14 protein-coding genes are annotated in these 18270 nt (G+C 48.0%); 6 read left to right on the forward strand and 8 right to left on the reverse strand.

What is annotated here, in order from left to right; genetic code table 11:
• Nucleotides 1–241 precede the first annotated feature (241 nt).
• A complete protein-coding gene (locus AC4BAP_RS16015) occupies nt 242–778 on the reverse strand; it encodes a CopD family protein (protein WP_490583681.1) in 537 nt (178 codons plus the stop codon).
• 169 nt (nt 779–947) lie between these two features.
• Here AC4BAP_RS16015 and AC4BAP_RS16020 point away from each other — a divergent pair, with 169 nt between their 5' ends.
• On the forward strand, nt 948–2060 hold the full coding sequence (locus AC4BAP_RS16020) for an alanine racemase (protein ID WP_490583682.1): 1113 nt from the start codon (nt 948–950) through the stop codon (nt 2058–2060).
• Nucleotides 2061–2062: 2 nt separating this feature from the next.
• A complete protein-coding gene (locus AC4BAP_RS16025) occupies nt 2063–2980 on the forward strand; it encodes a glycoside hydrolase family 25 protein (RefSeq protein ID WP_490583683.1) in 918 nt (305 codons plus the stop codon).
• Nucleotides 2981–3028: 48 nt separating this feature from the next.
• Here the strand turns inward: AC4BAP_RS16025 and AC4BAP_RS16030 are convergent, their stop codons facing one another.
• Nucleotides 3029–4000 carry a hypothetical protein gene (locus AC4BAP_RS16030; protein ID WP_490583684.1) on the reverse strand — a complete coding sequence of 324 codons (972 nt, stop codon included), beginning with the start codon at nt 3998–4000 and terminating at the stop codon, nt 3029–3031.
• A gap of 79 nt (nt 4001–4079) precedes the next feature.
• Complete coding sequence (locus tag AC4BAP_RS16035; RefSeq protein ID WP_490583685.1) at nt 4080–5900, reverse strand: glycosyltransferase family 2 protein; 1821 nt, start codon at nt 5898–5900, stop codon at nt 4080–4082.
• A 259-nt stretch (nt 5901–6159) separates the two neighbouring features.
• On the opposite strand from AC4BAP_RS16035, the gene AC4BAP_RS16040 reads away from it, so the two are divergent.
• The 4 genes from AC4BAP_RS16040 to AC4BAP_RS16055 all read left to right on the forward strand — a co-directional run bounded on the left by AC4BAP_RS16040 (nt 6160) and on the right by AC4BAP_RS16055 (nt 10828).
• Nucleotides 6160–7425, forward strand: a complete 1266-nt coding sequence (locus tag AC4BAP_RS16040; RefSeq protein ID WP_490583686.1) for a glycoside hydrolase family 2 TIM barrel-domain containing protein — start codon at nt 6160–6162, stop codon at nt 7423–7425.
• 601 nt (nt 7426–8026) lie between these two features.
• The gene (locus AC4BAP_RS16045; RefSeq protein ID WP_490583687.1) at nt 8027–8782 is read left to right on the forward strand and encodes a nucleotidyltransferase; all 756 of its coding nucleotides are present in this window, start codon (nt 8027–8029) and stop codon (nt 8780–8782) included.
• Nucleotides 8783–8785: 3 nt separating this feature from the next.
• Nucleotides 8786–9535: a metallophosphoesterase family protein gene (locus tag AC4BAP_RS16050; RefSeq protein WP_490583688.1), complete on the forward strand. Its 750-nt coding sequence runs from the start codon at nt 8786–8788 to the stop codon at nt 9533–9535.
• Nucleotides 9536–9757: 222 nt separating this feature from the next.
• Entirely contained in the window at nt 9758–10828 is a 1071-nt protein-coding gene (locus tag AC4BAP_RS16055) for a fatty acid desaturase family protein (protein ID WP_490583689.1), read from the forward strand.
• 60 nt (nt 10829–10888) lie between these two features.
• Here the strand turns inward: AC4BAP_RS16055 and AC4BAP_RS16060 are convergent, their stop codons facing one another.
• From AC4BAP_RS16060 to AC4BAP_RS16080, 5 genes are all read right to left on the reverse strand, one after another.
• Entirely contained in the window at nt 10889–11371 is a 483-nt protein-coding gene (locus AC4BAP_RS16060; RefSeq protein ID WP_490583690.1) for a DUF4126 family protein, read from the reverse strand.
• A gap of 672 nt (nt 11372–12043) precedes the next feature.
• A complete protein-coding gene (locus AC4BAP_RS16065) occupies nt 12044–12301 on the reverse strand; it encodes an acyl carrier protein (protein WP_490583691.1) in 258 nt (85 codons plus the stop codon).
• Between the two features lie 86 nt (nt 12302–12387).
• The gene (locus tag AC4BAP_RS16070; RefSeq protein ID WP_490583692.1) at nt 12388–15564 is read right to left on the reverse strand and encodes an efflux RND transporter permease subunit; all 3177 of its coding nucleotides are present in this window, start codon (nt 15562–15564) and stop codon (nt 12388–12390) included.
• 236 nt (nt 15565–15800) lie between these two features.
• Nucleotides 15801–16853, reverse strand: a complete 1053-nt coding sequence (locus tag AC4BAP_RS16075; protein WP_490583693.1) for an efflux RND transporter periplasmic adaptor subunit — start codon at nt 16851–16853, stop codon at nt 15801–15803.
• A 19-nt stretch (nt 16854–16872) separates the two neighbouring features.
• Entirely contained in the window at nt 16873–18234 is a 1362-nt protein-coding gene (locus tag AC4BAP_RS16080) for a TolC family protein (RefSeq protein ID WP_490583694.1), read from the reverse strand.
• Nucleotides 18235–18270: the final 36 nt, after the last annotated feature.

The raw sequence follows: 18270 nt of genomic DNA on the forward strand, positions 1-18270 counted from the left end.
ATAGCCGCCAGCTAAGAAGTGTCAACCCCAGCCTTTGCGTTGAGCGCCTTAGCGGGTTCCGGTGACGAACGGAGTGAGGCAGCCCGAGGCACGATAAAGAGGGCCCCTACCCCCGGCAGGAAGACGGTGCAGCGCGATGCGAAAAGGCGAGGCCTCGCGGCCTTGAGCGTACCAAGCCTGATATGGAACAATAGGCAAGTAAGACTGAGGATTAAATCCAGTTTGAAAGAATAGTACCTCTCTACTTCTCTCTAACCCTCTTATAAACCCTGATCGCCAGCATAAGCATAACCGAAAAAAGGATCAACCCTACAATGCCCCAAACCATACTTAGCGCATTCTTCAGCACCACTAAAAACACAATACTGATAAGGAAAAGCGTGGCTACCTCGTTCCAGATACGAAGCTGCGTAGAAGTATACTTTAACACACCCTGCTGCTGTTGCCTGAAGATACTGTGACAAAGAAAATGGTATACATACAGCCCGGCAACAAAGGCCAGTTTCCAGAGCAGCCACCCCGGAAATGGGTCATAGAGTTGCAGTGAAATAACAATGCTTGTCCCGAAAATAAGGGTAAGTATGGCCGAAGGCCAGGTAATGCCATACCACAGACGCTTCTGCATGATGGCGAACTGTTTTTGCAGGATACCACGCTCCGGCTCATTTTTTTCAGAGGCCTCTGTAAAGTATATAAACAAGCGAACAATGTAAAACAGACCTGCAAACCAGGTTACTACAAAAATTATGTGCAGTGCCTTAAGGTATAGATAACTCATAAAGTATGGGTGGCGGTTTCTGCAAAGGTATGATGAAATGTTCAATTAAGCGGCCGTTACCTTCCGGAATGCAAACTCATTTTATCATGCAAAGTCTGTTTCCGGCTAAGGGCATTTGCCTAAAGATTAGTACCTTCACAGCACTCTAAAAGAAATTGCCTTTAGAAAAATGAAAATAACAACACCTACGCTACTACTGGACAAGAAGAAGGCCCTGAACAACATCCAGAGGATGGTGGAGAAAGCCAGAAACAGCGGTGTTCGCCTGCGCCCACATTTTAAAACGCACCAGTCGGCGCAGGTGGGGGAGTGGTTCCGCGATTTTGGCGTGGATGCCATCACTGTTTCCTCTGTCAGGATGGCCCATTATTTTGCCGACCATGGCTGGCAGGACATACTGGTGGCTTTTCCGGCTAACATTCTGGAAATGGAAAGTATAAATGAGCTCTCCGGTAAAATTAACCTGCACCTGGTGGTGGTGAACCTTGAAACGGTAGAGGCACTGGCAAAACAGGTGAAACATCCGGTTCGTGTCTGGATAAAGGTGGATACCGGTTACCGGCGCACTGGTGTGTTGCCGCATGCACACCATGAGTTCGATAACATCTTACAAACTATAAGAGATAGCAAACAGTTAGCTTTTGAAGGATTTCTGGCGCACGACGGGCATACCTACAAACAAACCGACAAAGACGCCATCCAGACAATCCATAATACATCGGTATACTTACTGCACCTGCTCCGCGACAGGTATAAACAAAAATTTCCGGAGCTTAAGCTGTCCTTAGGCGATACACCCTCGTGCAGTATTCTGGATGATCTGAGTGGGGTGGATGAGATAAGGCCTGGCAACTTTGTATTTTATGACCTAACGCAGCAACGCATCGGGGCATGCGCTTACGAGGATATCGCCGTGTGTGTAGCTTGCCCGGTGGTAGCCAAACATCCCGACAGGAATGAGATCATACTTTACGGAGGCAGTGTACACTTCTCTAAAGATCTGTTACTGCAAGAGGACGGCTCCGCAAGCTTTGGCCGCATTGTAACCTTAACCGACAACGGCTGGTCCGAACCGCTGGAAGGTATAGAATTGGTATCGCTGAGCCAGGAGCATGGCATTGTGCAGGCTTCACCAGAGCTGTTTGAGAAGTATAAAATCGGCGATCTGATGGAAGTATTGCCGGTGCACTCCTGTCTTACTGCCGACCTGATGAAGGGATATCTGACAACTGACGGGGAATATCTGGAACATATGTCAGGGGTTGTACAGCAGCACGTGTAGCTATGGCAAAGCAGATGGATTTGTGGCCGGATGATTTTAAGGCCACCAAAGAAGAAGAACTGGCACTGGCAACTATCAAAAAGATAAAAAATGCTGCGCCAAAGTATAAAGACAGCCCTAAGCGCCCCGCATCCAAAAAGCCTCGAAAGCCCAGGGCTAAGAAAAAACAGTCAAAGTCCTCTAAGCCATTCTGGATTGGGGTGGCAGTACTGGCATTTATTGCGGTGCTGGTTATCTATGTGGAGTTTTTTGCTGGCAGAAAACAGCCTGCCTGGCCCGAAGGCCACAGCCCGATGGGCAATACCTTGCTGGGAGTGGATGTGTCGCGGTACCAGCATAAAGTGGACTGGGAAAAAGTGAAAGCCAACGATGTGTCTTTTGCCTTTATCAAAGCCACTGAAGGGGAGAAGCTAAAAGATGGCTTCTTCGAAAGAAACTGGGAAAACACCGGCAAGGCGGGCATCATCAGGGGTGCGTATCATTTTTACCTGCCGTATGTTACGCCAGACCTGCAGGCCAAAAACTTCATCGGCTCTGTTACGCTCGGCCCAGGTGATATGCCTCCGGTGCTGGATGTGGAAGTAAGAGGTAAGATGCCGTTAAACTATTTCCGGGGCGACCTGAAAGAGTGGTTGGTAAAAGTAGAACGTGCCTATGGGGTTAAGCCCATAATCTATACCGGTTATAGTTTTTACAAAGACTACCTGGAAGGCTACTTTGATGAGTACCCGCTCTGGATCGCACACTACAATGTAAAAGAGCTGTCCCTGCAACGAAACGACCGGACACTGCTTTCGTTCTGGCAGCATACTGACAGGGGAGTTATCGAAGGTATAAAAGGAAATGTGGACTGCAACATATTCTACGGCAGCATGCGTGAGTTGAAGAGCTTTTGTATACAACCAAAACCGAATAACTAAAAAGGGCAGCCAAACGGCTGCCCTTTTTAGTTGCTATACTAGTTACAGTTAAAATCTATCAAAATCTCTGTCGCGGTCTACGTCTCTGTCCCAGGTTCTGCGGCGGTTGTGGCTGCCCAGGAAATCTGGTTTTCTGCGGGTATCAAAGGCGTGGTTCGGATCATAGTCGTAGTCGCTGTCCGGGTGGTGAATGCGTGTATTCTCTATATCCCGTGCATATGGGTCGTGACGCTCACGGCTGCTGTAGCCTCTGTCTAAAGAGCTGCCTGATCTCTCTGAGCTGCCACTTCCGTAAAATCCCGAAGAGCCGTAGTCGCCCTGGCTTGAGCCTCTTGAGCTGCGGCTATAACCACTGCCCATGTAATTGCCCTCTGAGCCTCCGTAGTTTTGAGAACTGAAGTTATCACGATCCCAATAGTTACTGCTGTCGCTCACACCACGCTGCCCACGGTTTCGGTCGCGGTCTCGGTCTCGATCTCGATCTCGGTCTCGGTCTCGATCTCGGTCAAAGTCGTAGCGGCTCTGGTCAGAACCCTGGAATCTTCTGGAAACATCTGATCCGTAAAGGTCCCGTGGCGTGTCGTCGTGACGGTATCCGGTGCCATGGCTATCGTAATCACTGCTATAGCCAAATGAGCGGCGTTCGGAGGAAGGACTCTGGCTGGAGCCTCTGCCGCTTTCATAATGGTAAAGCGAGCCGGAGCTGCCTTCGCGCTGCGACGAATACCCGCCACGGCTGCTGCCATAGCCCTGTGCACCGCCATAGCTGCCCATGTTGCCAAAATTGCGTGATGTACTGTAAGAGTCGCCTTGGCCGCTCACATTTCTGGAGCCACCCATTTCGTTGCCCTGGTTGCCCCAGGTGCCACTGTAGCTTTCGTTGCCATAGCCACCCCTGGCCGAAGCGCCGTAATCGTCGAAGCGGACGTTAGAATCACGTTCCGGGTGGCGATAACGGTCAGAGCGCCGTGTTTCAAAATTTTCTTGTCTACCAAAATGTTCTGGCTGATTCGTGTTCATAGCTTTCGTTTTTATTAGTTGTAAACTTGATTTTACTTTCTTGTAAACGAAAGAGACGGGGAGGGGTTAAGCAAAATGTTTAATCCTGCTTGTTTTGCTTCAGTTTTTGAGAATGGAAAAAAGCTGACAGTGAACTTGGCTTGGGGCGCATAGGGTCTGCCTTAACTACTGTAGGCTGCAGGTAAGAGCTTAATTGGCTACGGCCCAGGGTATAACCCGCTGAAATAAGCGCGGCTGCCACAACCAGTACGTAGGCAGTATACCGGATACCATCGTAAAAGCCATGGCGCGTGCGGTGCACCATCAACCTGAGTGGCATAAACACCGGCTCCAGCAAAGAGGCATGCAGGATGTTGCGCCGCACCCACATCATAAACCGTTCCTGCCCGATCACAACAATCGCACCCACAATGGCCACGTTGGTAAGGGCAAACAAAGACATCATCTGCACATAGGGGTTATTATACACATGCCCATACTTATGCTGACTATACACGATGGCGCCTATACTTAGCAGGCATATCAGTATATTGGGCAGACTAAGTATAAAGTTGTTTTTGGGCTTGTCGTCTTTGGGTGTGGGTATGTATGGCACCTTAATACGGAGTATCGCATAGACCAGGCCCAGGCCAAACACCCACCAAGTGCCGGTGCGCAGAATGCCGCCAAACAGGTGAAAGCCCTTCTCATTCTTCTCGTGGTACCAGCGCTGCGCAAATTGCCTGATACAGATCGAAATGCACAGAAATGGCATGAACATGACTATGAACTCACCCAACGATACATACCACGGAAATTCGGCAAGTATAAGCGCCAGCACCGGTATGATGAAGTCAAAAAAGTTGAATACCCCGAACAGGTAGTATAAAGGCAGTGTGAAATAATGGATCTTCTGTTGCCAGGTAAATTTGGAGAAGAGCTTGGGATATACTTCAAAAAGCAACTCGAAGGTACCGCGTGCCCACTTTATCTGCTGCTTATAGTATGCTGAAAGTGTGGCCGGCACAAGTCCACGGGTAAGTATTTTGGGCACGTACACCGATTTCCAGCCCTTGGCATGCAGTTGCATGGCCGTGTGCATATCTTCAGAAAGGCCAGCGGCATGGCCGCCTATACTGTCCAGGGCACTTCTCCGGAAGGTGCAGTTTGCCCCGATGGCCTGCACGGTGCCGTAGCTGTTCATGCCCATCATCAGAGGCCCATAGAAGTTGTAGGTCTGCTCGGCGGCGCCATAGGCGATCAGGCTTTCTTTCTGATTGCTGTAGGCCTGCACCACCTGTACAAACCCAACGTCAGGGTCCTCAAAGTATGGCAATACCTCATCCAGAAACTCAGGCTTTGGCACGTGGTCCGGGTCAAGTATAAGGCAAATATCACCGGTGGCCTGTTTCAGGGCATTATTTATGTTACCGGCTTTGGCGTCAATCTTTTGTGTGCGGGTTACGTGTTTTACGCCTAACCTTTCACAAACCGACTTCAGATAAGGGTCGTTGCCCTCATCGCAGAGGTAAGCCGTGTGCGGGTAATGGATCTGCTGTATGGCCTCCAGTGTGTTTACGATCATCTCGTGCGGCTCGCCGGGGCAGGCCGTAGTAAGTATATCTACTTTATACTTAGACTTGAGATTGGGTTTTATAGGAGCACTTACGCTAAAGTAATGGTACCATTCGTGCAGCGTGCGCAGCAGCTTAAAACCCAAAACGGTGGTAAGGAGCCAGAAAAGCGGACCATAGCCAATATGATCTTTATCCAGGAACCAGTAAAGGAACAAGCCCATTGTAATAAGGCCAAGGATGATCATAAGCCGGATGGCCTGAACATCTTTCGGTTTAGGTTCATGGTCTACGTCAGGCTTTGTAAGCTGAAGTTTCTGATGCTCTGGGTTAGTAGAAAACATCATATTAGGGTTTACTAAAAGGAGTAGTAATTAGTTTAATCGCAGAAACTGCACGGGCCTAACATCACATCTTCGTCTTCCGGATTCGTGAACATCTGTACCCTATCCTCGTAACTATACTTATCCAAAAATCAAAAGTTGATTTCCACATCCATATTAGACTATATTCATATTTAAGTTATAGTACATCATCCTTATGTTATATTTGAGGCTTTGTTTTTACACTTTTATACTCTCTTTGGCAGTTTGCTCCCTCCAGTTTTTGAACAGCTGCACCTCAAAACCCACCTCCCAAGACAAGTATGTTGCGAGTAACAGAAAAGTAGAGGTGGTGCGGGAACAGGACGGCAGGTTTACACTATATCGCAACGGAGAGCCCTACTATATTAAAGGCGCAGCCGGCTACGACCACTATGATAAACTGTCGGCTTATGGGGGCAACTCCGTGCGTGTATGGCACACCGACAATGCGCAGGAAGTACTGGACGAGGCACACCGGAACGGACTGACCGTTACCCTAGGCCTTTGGATGCAACGTGAACGGGAGGGTTTTAACTATTACGACAAGGAACTGGTGCAGCAGCAACTGGATGAGATGAGACGGGTTGTTTTAAAGTATAAGGATCATCCGGCATTGCTGATGTGGGGTGTGGGCAATGAGCTTTATGCCGAGGGTTCCAATGTAAAAGTATGGGATGCCGTGAACGGTATAGCCGAGATGATACATGAAGTTGACCCTGACCACCCAACCACCACCACTGTAATGAACGTGCCTGTAAAAGTGATAAACCTGATTGTAGACCGTTGCCCTGCACTGGACGTACTTTCCATAAACTCGTTTGCCGGCATGCATGCCCTGAAGGATGATCTGGAGCAGACTGACTGGAAAGGCCCTTACGTTGTATCGGAGTTTGGCGGCAGAGGCTACTGGGAAGCATACCTTACCTGGTGGATGGCACCCATCGAGCAAACAAGCTCTGAGAAAGCAGAATTTACCAGGAAGTTTTACAAAGACATAATCCAGAAGGACACCAGCCGCTGCCTGGGCTCTTATGTGTTTTTGTGGGGCGAGAAACAGGAAACCACCCCGACCTGGTTTAGCATGATAAACAAACAGGGCGAAGAAACCGAAATGGTGCAGGTAATGCGCGAACTCTGGAGCGGAAACAAGGCAGATAACGGAGCACCCTATATCGCCTACCTTAAATTGAACCATCAGTTCGCCTTCGACCAGATATACCTCAGGCCAAAGCAAACCTACCTTGGCGCAGTTTATACTTTTGATCCCGACAAGGATTCACTGCAACTACACTGGGAAGTTTTGCCTGAAGTAAACAGCGAAGACGGAAACACCGGCAACGAAGTGACCCCACCACCCATACCGGGGCTGCTGTCTAACATAGCAAACGACAAGCTCATACTTACTACCCCTAAGAAGGAAGGGGCCTACCGCCTTTACGTTTATGTAAGGGATGGCAAAGGCAACCTGGCAACGGCAAATGTGCCTTTCTATGTAATGGACTATTAAGTAATTGAAGTTGCGCGATACAAAAACAGTTTGATTTCTGGTATATGCAACACACCCCTAACCCCTCTCAAGAGGGGAATCAAATGCATGATCAAAGTTCAACCCCTCCGAGGATACGCTTAGAACACAAGTATAAAAATGCACCTTCTACCGCGAGTTTTCAACTCGTGGTTGTCCATGAGGCAAGCTTTCAGCTTGCGTGAGTCGCTTTTTTTATACTTGTGTATTTCTTCGCAAGCTGAAAGCTTGCCATCTAATAAGCCATGAGTTGAAAACTCGCGGCAGGAATAGCAGCGAGTGTAAGTTTGTTCCCTAATAGTAGCCTCGGAGGGCTTAGGGGTGCGTAAATCCAGTTTTTAAATAAAGAAGCTCGCAATTTTAAGTTAAGTAGCATTTACCGACACCAAGGCTGGGTTATACAGTATTGCACTAAGCAAACTAATAGTTGCGCAAAACCAACGAGTTTCAGGTATAGTGACACCATAGTACAACAAACCAAATCCTACTCAAGTACATCTATCTTACCTGAGACCACGGGAGTAGTGCTTTGCTTTACGTTCTGGCACTACCAAATGCTCAGGCTAAAACGAGAACAAACACTATGTCAAAAATAATAGAACTGCAAGAGGGCATACATCAGCAGAAGGCGCACGATTTCTATCGTGAGGCCCTGGGTATACTTGCTCAAAGCAAAATAGATTTTTTGGTGGGAGGGGGCTTCGCCCTGCGCCTTTATACCGACATCATGCGCGACACCAAGGACCTGGATATCTTTTGCAGATCCGGCGACTGCCCTAAGATACTGAAGGTATTTAAGGAACACGGTTTTGAAACAGAGCTAACGGATGCCCGCTGGCTGGCAAAGGCAATCAGCGGACCCAACTTCATGGACATCATCTTTAACAACCCCGGCAACCACTGCGCCGTGGACGATACCTGGTTCGAGAAATCAGTGAAGTGTGAGCTGTTGGACATGAAAATGCGCGTTATTCCGGCCGAAACGTTAATATGGTCAAAGCTGTATGTGCAGAACAGGGAGCGGTACGATGGGGCAGACATTAACCACATTATTCTGCGGTACGGTAAAAAACTGGACTGGAAGTGGCTGTGGATGCACATGGAAACTCATTGGCAGCTGGTGCTGCAACAGTTCATGTCTTTTATGTTTGTATACCCATCTGAGCGTGATCTGATTCCGAAATGGCTTTACGATGAACTGCTGGAACGGGCAAAGGAGCAGTATGAGATGCCGGCCCCGGTTGAAAAAATTTGCAGAGGGCCTTTAATTGACCAGACACAGTATGCAACCGACATCACCAATTGGGAATATAAGGTGGTAACCATCAGATCAGTGTAACACATGGCAACACAGAAAAACAAAGAACCTAAAGTTAAAATCGCAGCCGTTGGGGATATACATGTTCGCGAAAACGACACAGGCAAGTTAGAGGACTTTTTTAAAGATGTTTCGGAGAAGGCTGATGTGCTGCTGCTTTGCGGCGACCTGACCGATACGGGCAGAGTGGCCGAGGCCGAAGTACTGGCACATGAACTTAAAGCCTGCTCCATACCGGTAGTAGCTGTGCTGGGAAACCACGACTATGAGCGCGACCACCACAAAGGCATCCGGAAAACCCTGATCAGGGAAAACGTGCATGTGCTGGATGGCGATTGTGTGGTTATTAACGGAGTAGGGTTTGCAGGCGTTAAAGGTTTTGGAGGCGGCTTTGACAAGGGTATGCTGGGTATGTTTGGCGAACCAATGATCAAAAGTTTTGTGCAGGAGGCAGTAGACGAAGCGCTTAAGCTGGATGGCGCGCTAGCCCGCTTAGACAGTGAGCACGAAAACATCAAGAAGGTAGTGCTGCTGCATTATGCCCCTATTAAGGCCACCGTGGTAGGAGAGCCGGAGCAGATCTTCCCGTTCCTGGGGTCCTCCAGGCTGGCAGAGCCTATAAACAGGCGCGATGTGGTGGCGGCTTTCCACGGGCACGCCCACATTGGCACCCTGAAAGGAGAAACCTCTAAAGGTGTAAAGGTTTTTAATGTGTCTAAGCCTATACTTATAAAAGAAGGCTACGAGCAGCCATACTTTGTGCTTGAAGTATAAATTGCTCTAAGCACGATTGCTACCTTATCTGCAAAGGAAGCCAATTTGTTTTCGGGAGATGCAATTAATAATAAAAAAGTATTGTTGGCTTTCAGGAGATTAGTAAGTAATGATATATGTCAGTAATTATTGCTTCAAAATCTCCCGAAATTTAACATACCTTTACACCCATTTTGGGTCGGAAATTATTATCCAGCCTGAATTTAACAACATTAATAATTTATGGCTGCACCTAAGTTTCAGTCCCAGAAAGACTCTTTTCACGCTGAATTAAAGCGAAGAATACATGAATACTTCCAGGAGGAAGGTATAGAACCCACCGGTAATTACAAGCTTTACACCAAAGCGATTATACTTACCCTGGGCCTGTTGCTGCTTTATATCCATCTTGTTTTCTTTACGCCGCAGAGTGCTTTGCTGGCACTTTTAGAATGTGCTGTGCTTGGAGTTATCACAGCGGGCATAGGGTTTAATATCTCGCACGATGGTTCTCATGGCAGTTTCAGTAAAGTGAAAAAGGTGAACGAGATGGCGGGCCTTTTCCTGAATGTGCTTGGTGCAAACGAGTTTATGTGGAATTCAAAGCACAACGTTATTCACCATGCCTACACCAATATAGACGGAATAGACGATGACCTGGATGCAGGCCCTTTGTTAAGGCTTTGCGAGTCTCAGAAGCGGCTTAAGATACATCGCTTTCAGCATTTTTATTTTTGGGCGGCATACTCCATGCTTTTCTTTTTCTGGGTGTTCTTCTCTGACTATCAGAAGTACTTTACAAAAAGAATCGGATCGATGCCTTTAAAGAAAATGAAAGCATCCGACCATATCGAGTTTTGGGGATATAAGGCGCTGCATTTAGTTTTCTTTGCTGTTCTGCCTGTTTATACTGTTGGCTTTTTGCCTTGGGTTTTAGGGTTCCTGGTATATGGACTCGTGACCGGTTTTGTGATGAGCATTGTGTTTCAACTGGCGCACACAGTCCGTGAAACACAGTTTCCGGTAGCTGAGGCTACTACAAACAGGATGGAAGATGAGTGGGCCATCCATCAATTGAAGACTACCACGAACTTTGCAACGAACAACAAACTGGTGACTTGGTTTTCTGGAGGGCTAAACTTTCAGGTGGAGCACCATCTGTTCCCTAAAATTTCGCATGTGCATTATCCGGCCTTAAGTAAAATAGTGGCTCAGGCGTGTGCCGATTTTGGTATTCCTTATCATAACATACCTGGCATGCGCATGGCGGTGGTGTCTCATGTTTCGCACCTGAAGCAGTTGTCAAGACCGTAAAGTATACTTTATACTTACTTAAAACGACTGAGGGCCGCAATTTTGCGGCCCTCAGTCGTTTTAAGACTTCGTGATGGCAAGCCCGCTGCTCAGCATAATGGCATCCTCGAGGGAACCACTGAAAGAGTCGGGTAAGTTTGTGAACTTCCGGATGGCTTTGCGAAGATAGAAGCTGCCAAAGGTGCCGGCTATGGCAGCGGCAGCGCCAACCAAAGCGCCTTTCACCGTTTTATCCTTATTAGCCGTGAACAGAGTAGCGCCTACTACAGCCCCAGAGAGCGCCCTGATGATTAGAGAAGGCGGGTTGATCCGGTCTGGAACTTTAGGCAGTTTATCGCCGAGCAGTTCTGTTGCAGCCATTATCTTTAACCCGGTAGCCACAGAATCGGACTGTAAAAAATGAAGTGGACTGGCAGCCAAGGCATTAGTTGGCATTTTGCTTAGCTCGTCACTTAACAAGGCAGGCGCCGACATGGCCCGCATTCCGGCAACAGCACCAAGCCCCACTGTTTTTAAAATGTAGTTGTTCTGATTGTACAGCATAAGTTTGTTTTTTATGGGGTATACGTAGGGGAGGGGATAAGTATGGTTTTATGTGAAGTTGTGTGCTGGGTTGAATGTTTGATTATACTTTACACTGGTCTTTTTAACTGGCTTTCTTCCTCAGTTTTACTAGCCAATTATTTCATAGTTTGCTGTGGTACCCTCAAGGCGGTGGTTGGGGTGGTTTGACCCGGTAATGCGAGATTTCCCTCTGGGGGTAGGGGTGTGTTTACACCTTCGTAGGGATAGATCGCGACCCGATGCCGTCAACTTAGGAAACAGCTCTTTCGGACTTCTTAGTCCGGAAGCTTTCTGCCGGGGATTTCCTAATCCTCATATTACATGTAATGCGCGGACTAGGAAGTCCGCAGCAGAAAAAGATCCGGACAAGGATGTCCGAACCAGCATTACAAAACCCTTAAGTTGACGGCATTGGGTCGTGACCTTTCCGTTTGATGGCTGTACTACGAAGCTTATACTTCAATTTAAAAAAGGCGGAAAGTCCCCCTTGGGGGTAGGGGCCCTCGAAAAAGAAGGGGGTAGGGGGATGTTTACACCTGTGTAATTACCCGCCTTGGCTTAGAAGAGATAAAGGTAATTATACCCGGTTTAGCCAATATATTATATTAAATCAAAAAGAGGAGCCTATTTTCAGGAACTCCTCTTTTATACTTAACCAGCTTTGTTATAGAGCTTATAGGTATAAATAAAGTCAACAAAATCATCAACAGAATAAACGGGCACATCATCAGGTATCACAAGATCAAACTTCTTTTCGAGTTTAAGTATGATCTCAACCACATCCAGGATATCAAAACCAAGCTCAGTCAGGTCGTTAACCTTTATCAGTTGCTGAGCCGTTACTTTTTTTATTGAGGTAATAACGTTTATGACTTCTTTAAAAATTGTCTGTGATGTTAAGGTATTCATAACAAAAGTTTAAATTACTGTAATTGTGCATCCGGGTGTAATTGGCTTGTTCAGGTGCCTCCTACACCCGGACACACAAATAATTACTATGCATGTGCATGGCTCATCTTAGACTCTTCCAGCAGGGCAGTCTCGTGCTCCAGCTCTTCCAGCGTCTTCTCTTCCAACTCAATCACAGTCTTCTTGTCCATACCGAACTTTGCCAGAATCCTATCGAAGCCGTAGTAAATGATCGGCACTACAATCAGGGTAAGGAACATGGATGAGCTCAGACCACCGATCAGGGCCCATGCCAGACCGTTCTTCGTAGCCGCTACTGAACCACCTGCCAATGCAATCGGCAACATACCAATCACCATGGCCAGCGTCGTCATCAGGATCGGGCGGAAACGGATACGAACGGCTTCAATCAGCGCCTCTTTCACTTCCACGCCTTCATCTTTCAGCTTGTTCGTAAAGTCAACCACCATAATCGCATTCTTCGCTACCAGACCGATCATCATGATGATACCAAGTATAGAGAAGATACTCAGCGACTGCGAAGCCAGCGCCAGGGCAAGCAAGGCACCGATGATCGCCAGAGGGATTGAGAACAGAACCACCAGCGGGTACACGTATGAGTCGTAAAGCGCCACCATGATCAGGTACACGAAGATAATGGAAGCCAGCAAGGCAATACCCAGCGTACCGAAACCTTCGCTCTGGTTTTTCAGGTTACCGCCAAACTCGATGCTTACACCGGCAGGCATGTCCACTTCAGCAATTTTTGCCTGTATGTCGGCACCTACCGAACCAGAAGGACGCCCTATTACCTGTGAGTTCACGTTAACGGAAGTTACACGGTTGTAGCGCTCCAACCGCGACGGACCAGTAGACTGCTTGATATCAGCGAACTGCGCCAGGCGAACGATCTGCCCTTTGTTGTTCACGAATGACAGGTTACCGATATCGGTTACGCTGCGGCGGTCAAACTCGTCCAGGCGGATGTTGATGTCGTAGTCTTCGGTGCCGGAGCGGAAGGTAACATCAGAGTTACCGCTAAAAGCTAGCTGCATACTTGCACCCACGTTCTCCAGCGACAGGCCTACGTTTGCCATCTTATCACGGTCCACTACTACTTCAATCTCAGGGTTACCGCCCTCTACCGACATATCCACGTCGGCAGTACCTTGCACACTCTCCGTAATGGCCATCACCTGCTGTGCGAAAGTCATCACAGAATCCAGGTTAGAACCAGATATGATTAGCTGGATCGGAGCCTGTGCAGTACCTACCAGCCCCACCGGAACCGGCGTTACCTCCACGTTCGGCAGTTTGCTTTCGATGTCTGCCTTGGCTTGGCGGCTGAACTGCTCTGTGCTGAAATCACGCTCCTTCACGTCTACCAACGATACCGAAACGTCTGCTTTATAGGCCGTGTTCTGCCCGGCTTGTGCCGAAGAAGTAGTACCTACGGTGGTAAATACTTTCTCTACCTCAGGGATAGACTGCAGGTATTGCTCTACTTGTCTGGTGGCAAAGTTTGTCTGCTCTACCGTTGCATTCTTAGGCAGTTCCAGCTGTAAACTTACTTCACCGCGGTCACCGGCAGGTATAAATTCTGAACCGATAAAGCCAAAAGGAACTAGCGCAAACGAAGCAAACAGCATCAGTATAGTTACAGCTAGTGTAATGAACTTGTGGTTAAAGGCCCATTGCAAAGCAGCAGTGAAGCCATCGATGATCCTGTCCAGCAGGCGCTCGAAACCAAGTATAAATCGTCCGAAAATATTCTTGTCCGAGATGTGCTCCAGGCGTGAGAAACGGCTAGCCAGCAGCGGGATCAGGGTAAAGGCCACGAACAACGAGATCATGGTTGCTACGGCTACCACCACGGCAAACTGGCGCAGGATATCTGATACCAGACCCTGTGAAAGCGCAATCGGGATAAACACGACCACGATCACCAATGTAATGGAGGTAACTGTTGCCATAATCTCGCGGATACCATCATAGGCAGCCTGCGCAGGCTTCTTACCCATCTCCATGTGGCGGTGAATATTCTCGATCACTACAATGGCGTCATCCACCAGAATACCTACCACCAGCGACAGCGCCAGTAGCGACATCAGGTTAAGTGAGTAGCCAAACAGGTACATGGCGATAAAGGTGGCCACCAATGAGGCTGGGATAGAGATCATTACGATCACCGCGTTACGCAGCGAGTGCAGGAACAGCAACATCACTACCGCCACCAGTATAACCGCGATTACCAGGTCATGCATTACCGAGTCGGCAGCCTCCAGGGTAAAGTCAGAAGAGTCGCTGGCAATGTTAAAAGTCAGGCCCTGCTCTGCATACGTTTGCTCCAGTTTGGCAAGTGCTTCCTTGGTCAGGCGGCTTACTTCCACGGCGTTGGCATCAGACTGCTTCTGAATTGTGATACCCACAGAGGCTTTTCCGTTGTTACGGGTCAGCACTTCCACATCTTTCTGCGTATCCTGCACTTCAGCCACATCTCCCAGGCGAACTATACCTTTATCATCTTCGCGGATGATCAGGTTGCGCAACTGGTCCAGCGAGCTGAATTTACCAGCCAGTCGGATCTGTGTCTGTCCACTTTCCTGCTTGATCTTACCCGTAGGGAAGTCCAGGTTGGAGTTGCGGATTTTCTGCTGCACCTGCAGGATAGACAGGTTATTGGCTTCCAGTTTATCTGCGTCGATGTTTACTTTGATCTCCCGCTCCTGGCCACCCAAAATTTTGATGGCAGCCATACCTGGTACACGCGATAGCTCCGGCTTGATTTTTTTATCGATCAGGTCATAGAATTCTGTCGCTGACAAGTTAGCCGTAGCACCCATCTTAATGATCGGCAGGTCGTCGAAGTCGAATTTGTTAAGCGTTGGTGAATTAGCATCGTCAGGCAACTTCGATAAAATGGTGTTGATCTTACGCTGCGCATCCTGCAGGCTCAGGTCTACATCGGTGCCTTGGTTCAGTTGAATGGTTATGATAGAAAAGCTCTCCAGCGAAGTACTTTTCATCTCCTTCACGTTCTCCAGCGACGATAATGCGTCTTCAATTTCTTTTGTTACCGAGTTCTCTACTTCGTTAGGCGAAGCACCCGGGTAAATGGTACTAATCGTAAGCACCGGTGGGCTGAACTTCGGTAACAGTTCGTAGTTAAGCGATTGGTAGCTGACCACACCAAGCAGGGTAAGGACGGTAAACACCACCACTACAAGGGTTGATCGCTGTATCGATAATTTGGTTATGTTCATTTCTAGATTCTCTTATGAAAGAAATTTTATACTTTGGAGATGTTACTCTCCTGATGTGTTTCATCCCCCTGCCCCCTTCAAAGGGGGACTTTTTCTGTAAATATTCCCCTCTTGAGAGGGGTAGGGGTGTGTTATGGTTTGTGCTTAACAAGATCCTTTCAAGATGACAAAAGGAGTGGCAATAACTTCAAAGTCCCCTTTGAAGGGGGTAGGGGGATGACAATCGTTGTACAGTCTTAAAGCACTGTAACTTTAGAGCCTTCGCGCAGGTTGATCTGGCCAGTTTGAACGACCTTTTCACCCGGCTTCACGCCTTCCAGTACCTCTACCTTATCCTGTGTAACTACACCTACTTTTACCTGGCGCATGAAGGCTTTGCCATCTTTTACCACGTACACGCCTGGGTTCTGGATGCTACCTACAATGGCCTCACGCGGCAACAACTGTGCATCGCGTTGATCGGCTACATCAAAGAAAGCGGTGCCATACATACCTGCTCTCAGGTTATTGTTAGCGGCATTTTTTACTTCCACTTCCACGTCAAATTTCAGCGTTGGGTCGGCTTGCGCGGCAATAGCTGTCACCACACCTTCATACTCCTGACCAGAACCGGCATCTGCTTTCACCGTTACTTTTTGCCTCTTCTCTATCAACAATACTTCGCTTTCGTTCACTTTTGCTTTCAGTTTTAGCTTGTCCACGTTCACGATGTCGTACAGCTTTGTGCCCGGGTTCAGGAACGAACCTACTTCCACGTAAATCTCGTTGATCTCGCCGCTGATAGGGGCTGTGATACGGGTTTTGGCCAAACGCTGACGTGCAGCTACCAACTGTGCCTGTGTAGACTTCGCAGCCAATCGGGCATCTTCCAGTTGTCTCTGTGTAATGGCTTCGCCGGCTGCCAGGTTCTCGAAACGCTCCAGGTCACGCTTTGCTTTCTCTGCATTAGTTTGTGCAGTAGCCAAATCGGCAGCCATAGTATTACTTTCTACCACTGCCAGCAGTTCACCTGCCTTTACTTTATCGCCTTTGCGCTTCAGCACGCTCTTTATCTGGCCCTGTGTTTCGGATAGTAATGTCAGGCTCTGGATAGGGGCGAAGTTACCCTGTGCCGTAAAGGACTTATCCAGTTTAGCGGTTTCTACTTCTGTCAGCGTAACCGGAATGGCATCGCTCTTGATCTCTGCCACCGCTGCCTTTGCCGCCATTTGTTCTTTGTTGCTCATCAGCTTAAAGCCAATAGCGCCCAAAATCGCGATAACAACTACGATATAAATTACCTTCTTCATTTTAGTTTTGATGTATGTCTTATTTAGATAGTGTTTCCAGAATTCCTTTTGCTTTCAGATAGTTGAGTTGTGCTATCTGGTACTTAAGTCTTTCGTTATTAAGGTTGGTCTGTGCTTCGCGTAAGGCTGTTTCCGCATTCAGCAGATCGCTAAGAGGTGCCAGTGCTTCCTTGTATAATTTGTTGGTGGTGTCGTATACTTCCTGTGCTAACTCTACATTTCGTTGCTGGGCTGCTATGTTGTTCTGGCTGTTGCCTAGTTGGCTCAAGGCATTGCTCAATTCCACCTGTGTGCTCTTGTTGTATTGCTGTATGTCCAGGTCAAGTTTTTTGAGCTCTACCTGGCGCTGCTGCACCTGGGACTTTTTGCGAAGGCCATCAAACACCGGGATGTTAAGCTGCACTCCAACCTGGGAGTTCGGGAACCACATGGCATCCGAGTTGCCGATCATCTGCCCATCGTACTGCGATTGGTAGTTGTAATTGCCAAAGGCTGCTACAGAAGGGTAGTACCCGGCTCTGATGTTCTCCATCTCCAGCGCCTTAAGCTCTTTCTGCTTGTTCAGGATCTTGAACTGGGCACGCTCTTCGGCAGCTTCGCCGGCACTGGCCAGTGTTGGCTGCTCTTTCAGTAGCACGTCTCCTGCAGACCCTTGTAAGGCAATCTCCTGCTCTATTGGCATCCCCATAAAGAACTTCAGCACATTAAGCTGCTGCACATAAGCTGTCTGCAGGTTTTCCTTCTGGTTCTCCAGGTTGATCTTGTTTACTTTGATGCGGTTTACATCCACCTTCTTTACCAGGTCGTTCTTGTACTGCAGGGTAAGTATCTTTTCCAGCTGTTGTAGCTTATTAAGGTTGGCGTTGATGCTGTTAAACTGCTCTTCGATCTGTAAAACCTGGTAGTAAGCGCTGCCCACGTTAAAGATCACGTCTTCAGTGGCCATTTCCTTGCGGATGCGGTACAGGTCTTCGGCACTTTTAGCGGCCTTTAAGCCCACAAAGTATGATTTGTTAAACAGCAACTGTATAACCGATAAGCCAGCCTGTACCATGTTGTCAGTACCCATTGGCTTAATAAGCGGACCGGTTCCTTCCGGGTTAAAATCGGCAGGTAAAGCGATCATAGACTTTTCCAGGGTTCTTACTGCCGAGCCTTTTATATCAACCTGCGGCAAACCGGCACTGCGAACTTCATTGATCTGGTATTTAGAGCCTAACTCATCGTAACTGGCCTTTTTTATACTTTCGTTGTGCTCCAGGGCATAGTTTATACTTTCCTGCAGCGTTAGCTCCTTTACACCACCTGTAGTTTGCTCCTGAGCAAAGCCTGGCGATACCATCAGAGCGACTAAGCCAACAAGTATGGTTTTCTTTATCACGGTTTTCTTTGTTTATTAAGTATTATAATATTGTAG

The sequence above is a fragment of the Pontibacter sp. GD7 genome, from assembly GCF_058216375.1.

What these genes read in the sequence shown, in the direction of transcription:
- AC4BAP_RS16015 (WP_490583681.1), bottom strand. Translation starts at nt 778, where the DNA reads ATGAGTTATCTATACCTTAAGGCACTGCACATAATTTTTGTAGTAACC.
- AC4BAP_RS16020 (WP_490583682.1), top strand. Translation starts at nt 948, where the DNA reads ATGAAAATAACAACACCTACGCTACTACTGGACAAGAAGAAGGCCCTG.
- AC4BAP_RS16025 (WP_490583683.1), top strand. Translation starts at nt 2,063, where the DNA reads ATGGCAAAGCAGATGGATTTGTGGCCGGATGATTTTAAGGCCACCAAA.
- AC4BAP_RS16030 (WP_490583684.1), bottom strand. Translation starts at nt 4,000, where the DNA reads ATGAACACGAATCAGCCAGAACATTTTGGTAGACAAGAAAATTTTGAA.
- AC4BAP_RS16035 (WP_490583685.1), bottom strand. Translation starts at nt 5,900, where the DNA reads ATGATGTTTTCTACTAACCCAGAGCATCAGAAACTTCAGCTTACAAAG.
- AC4BAP_RS16045 (WP_490583687.1), top strand. Translation starts at nt 8,027, where the DNA reads ATGTCAAAAATAATAGAACTGCAAGAGGGCATACATCAGCAGAAGGCG.
- AC4BAP_RS16050 (WP_490583688.1), top strand. Translation starts at nt 8,786, where the DNA reads ATGGCAACACAGAAAAACAAAGAACCTAAAGTTAAAATCGCAGCCGTT.
- AC4BAP_RS16055 (WP_490583689.1), top strand. Translation starts at nt 9,758, where the DNA reads ATGGCTGCACCTAAGTTTCAGTCCCAGAAAGACTCTTTTCACGCTGAA.
- AC4BAP_RS16060 (WP_490583690.1), bottom strand. Translation starts at nt 11,371, where the DNA reads ATGCTGTACAATCAGAACAACTACATTTTAAAAACAGTGGGGCTTGGT.
- AC4BAP_RS16065 (WP_490583691.1), bottom strand. Translation starts at nt 12,301, where the DNA reads ATGAATACCTTAACATCACAGACAATTTTTAAAGAAGTCATAAACGTT.
- AC4BAP_RS16070 (WP_490583692.1), bottom strand. Translation starts at nt 15,564, where the DNA reads ATGAACATAACCAAATTATCGATACAGCGATCAACCCTTGTAGTGGTG.
- AC4BAP_RS16075 (WP_490583693.1), bottom strand. Translation starts at nt 16,853, where the DNA reads ATGAAGAAGGTAATTTATATCGTAGTTGTTATCGCGATTTTGGGCGCT.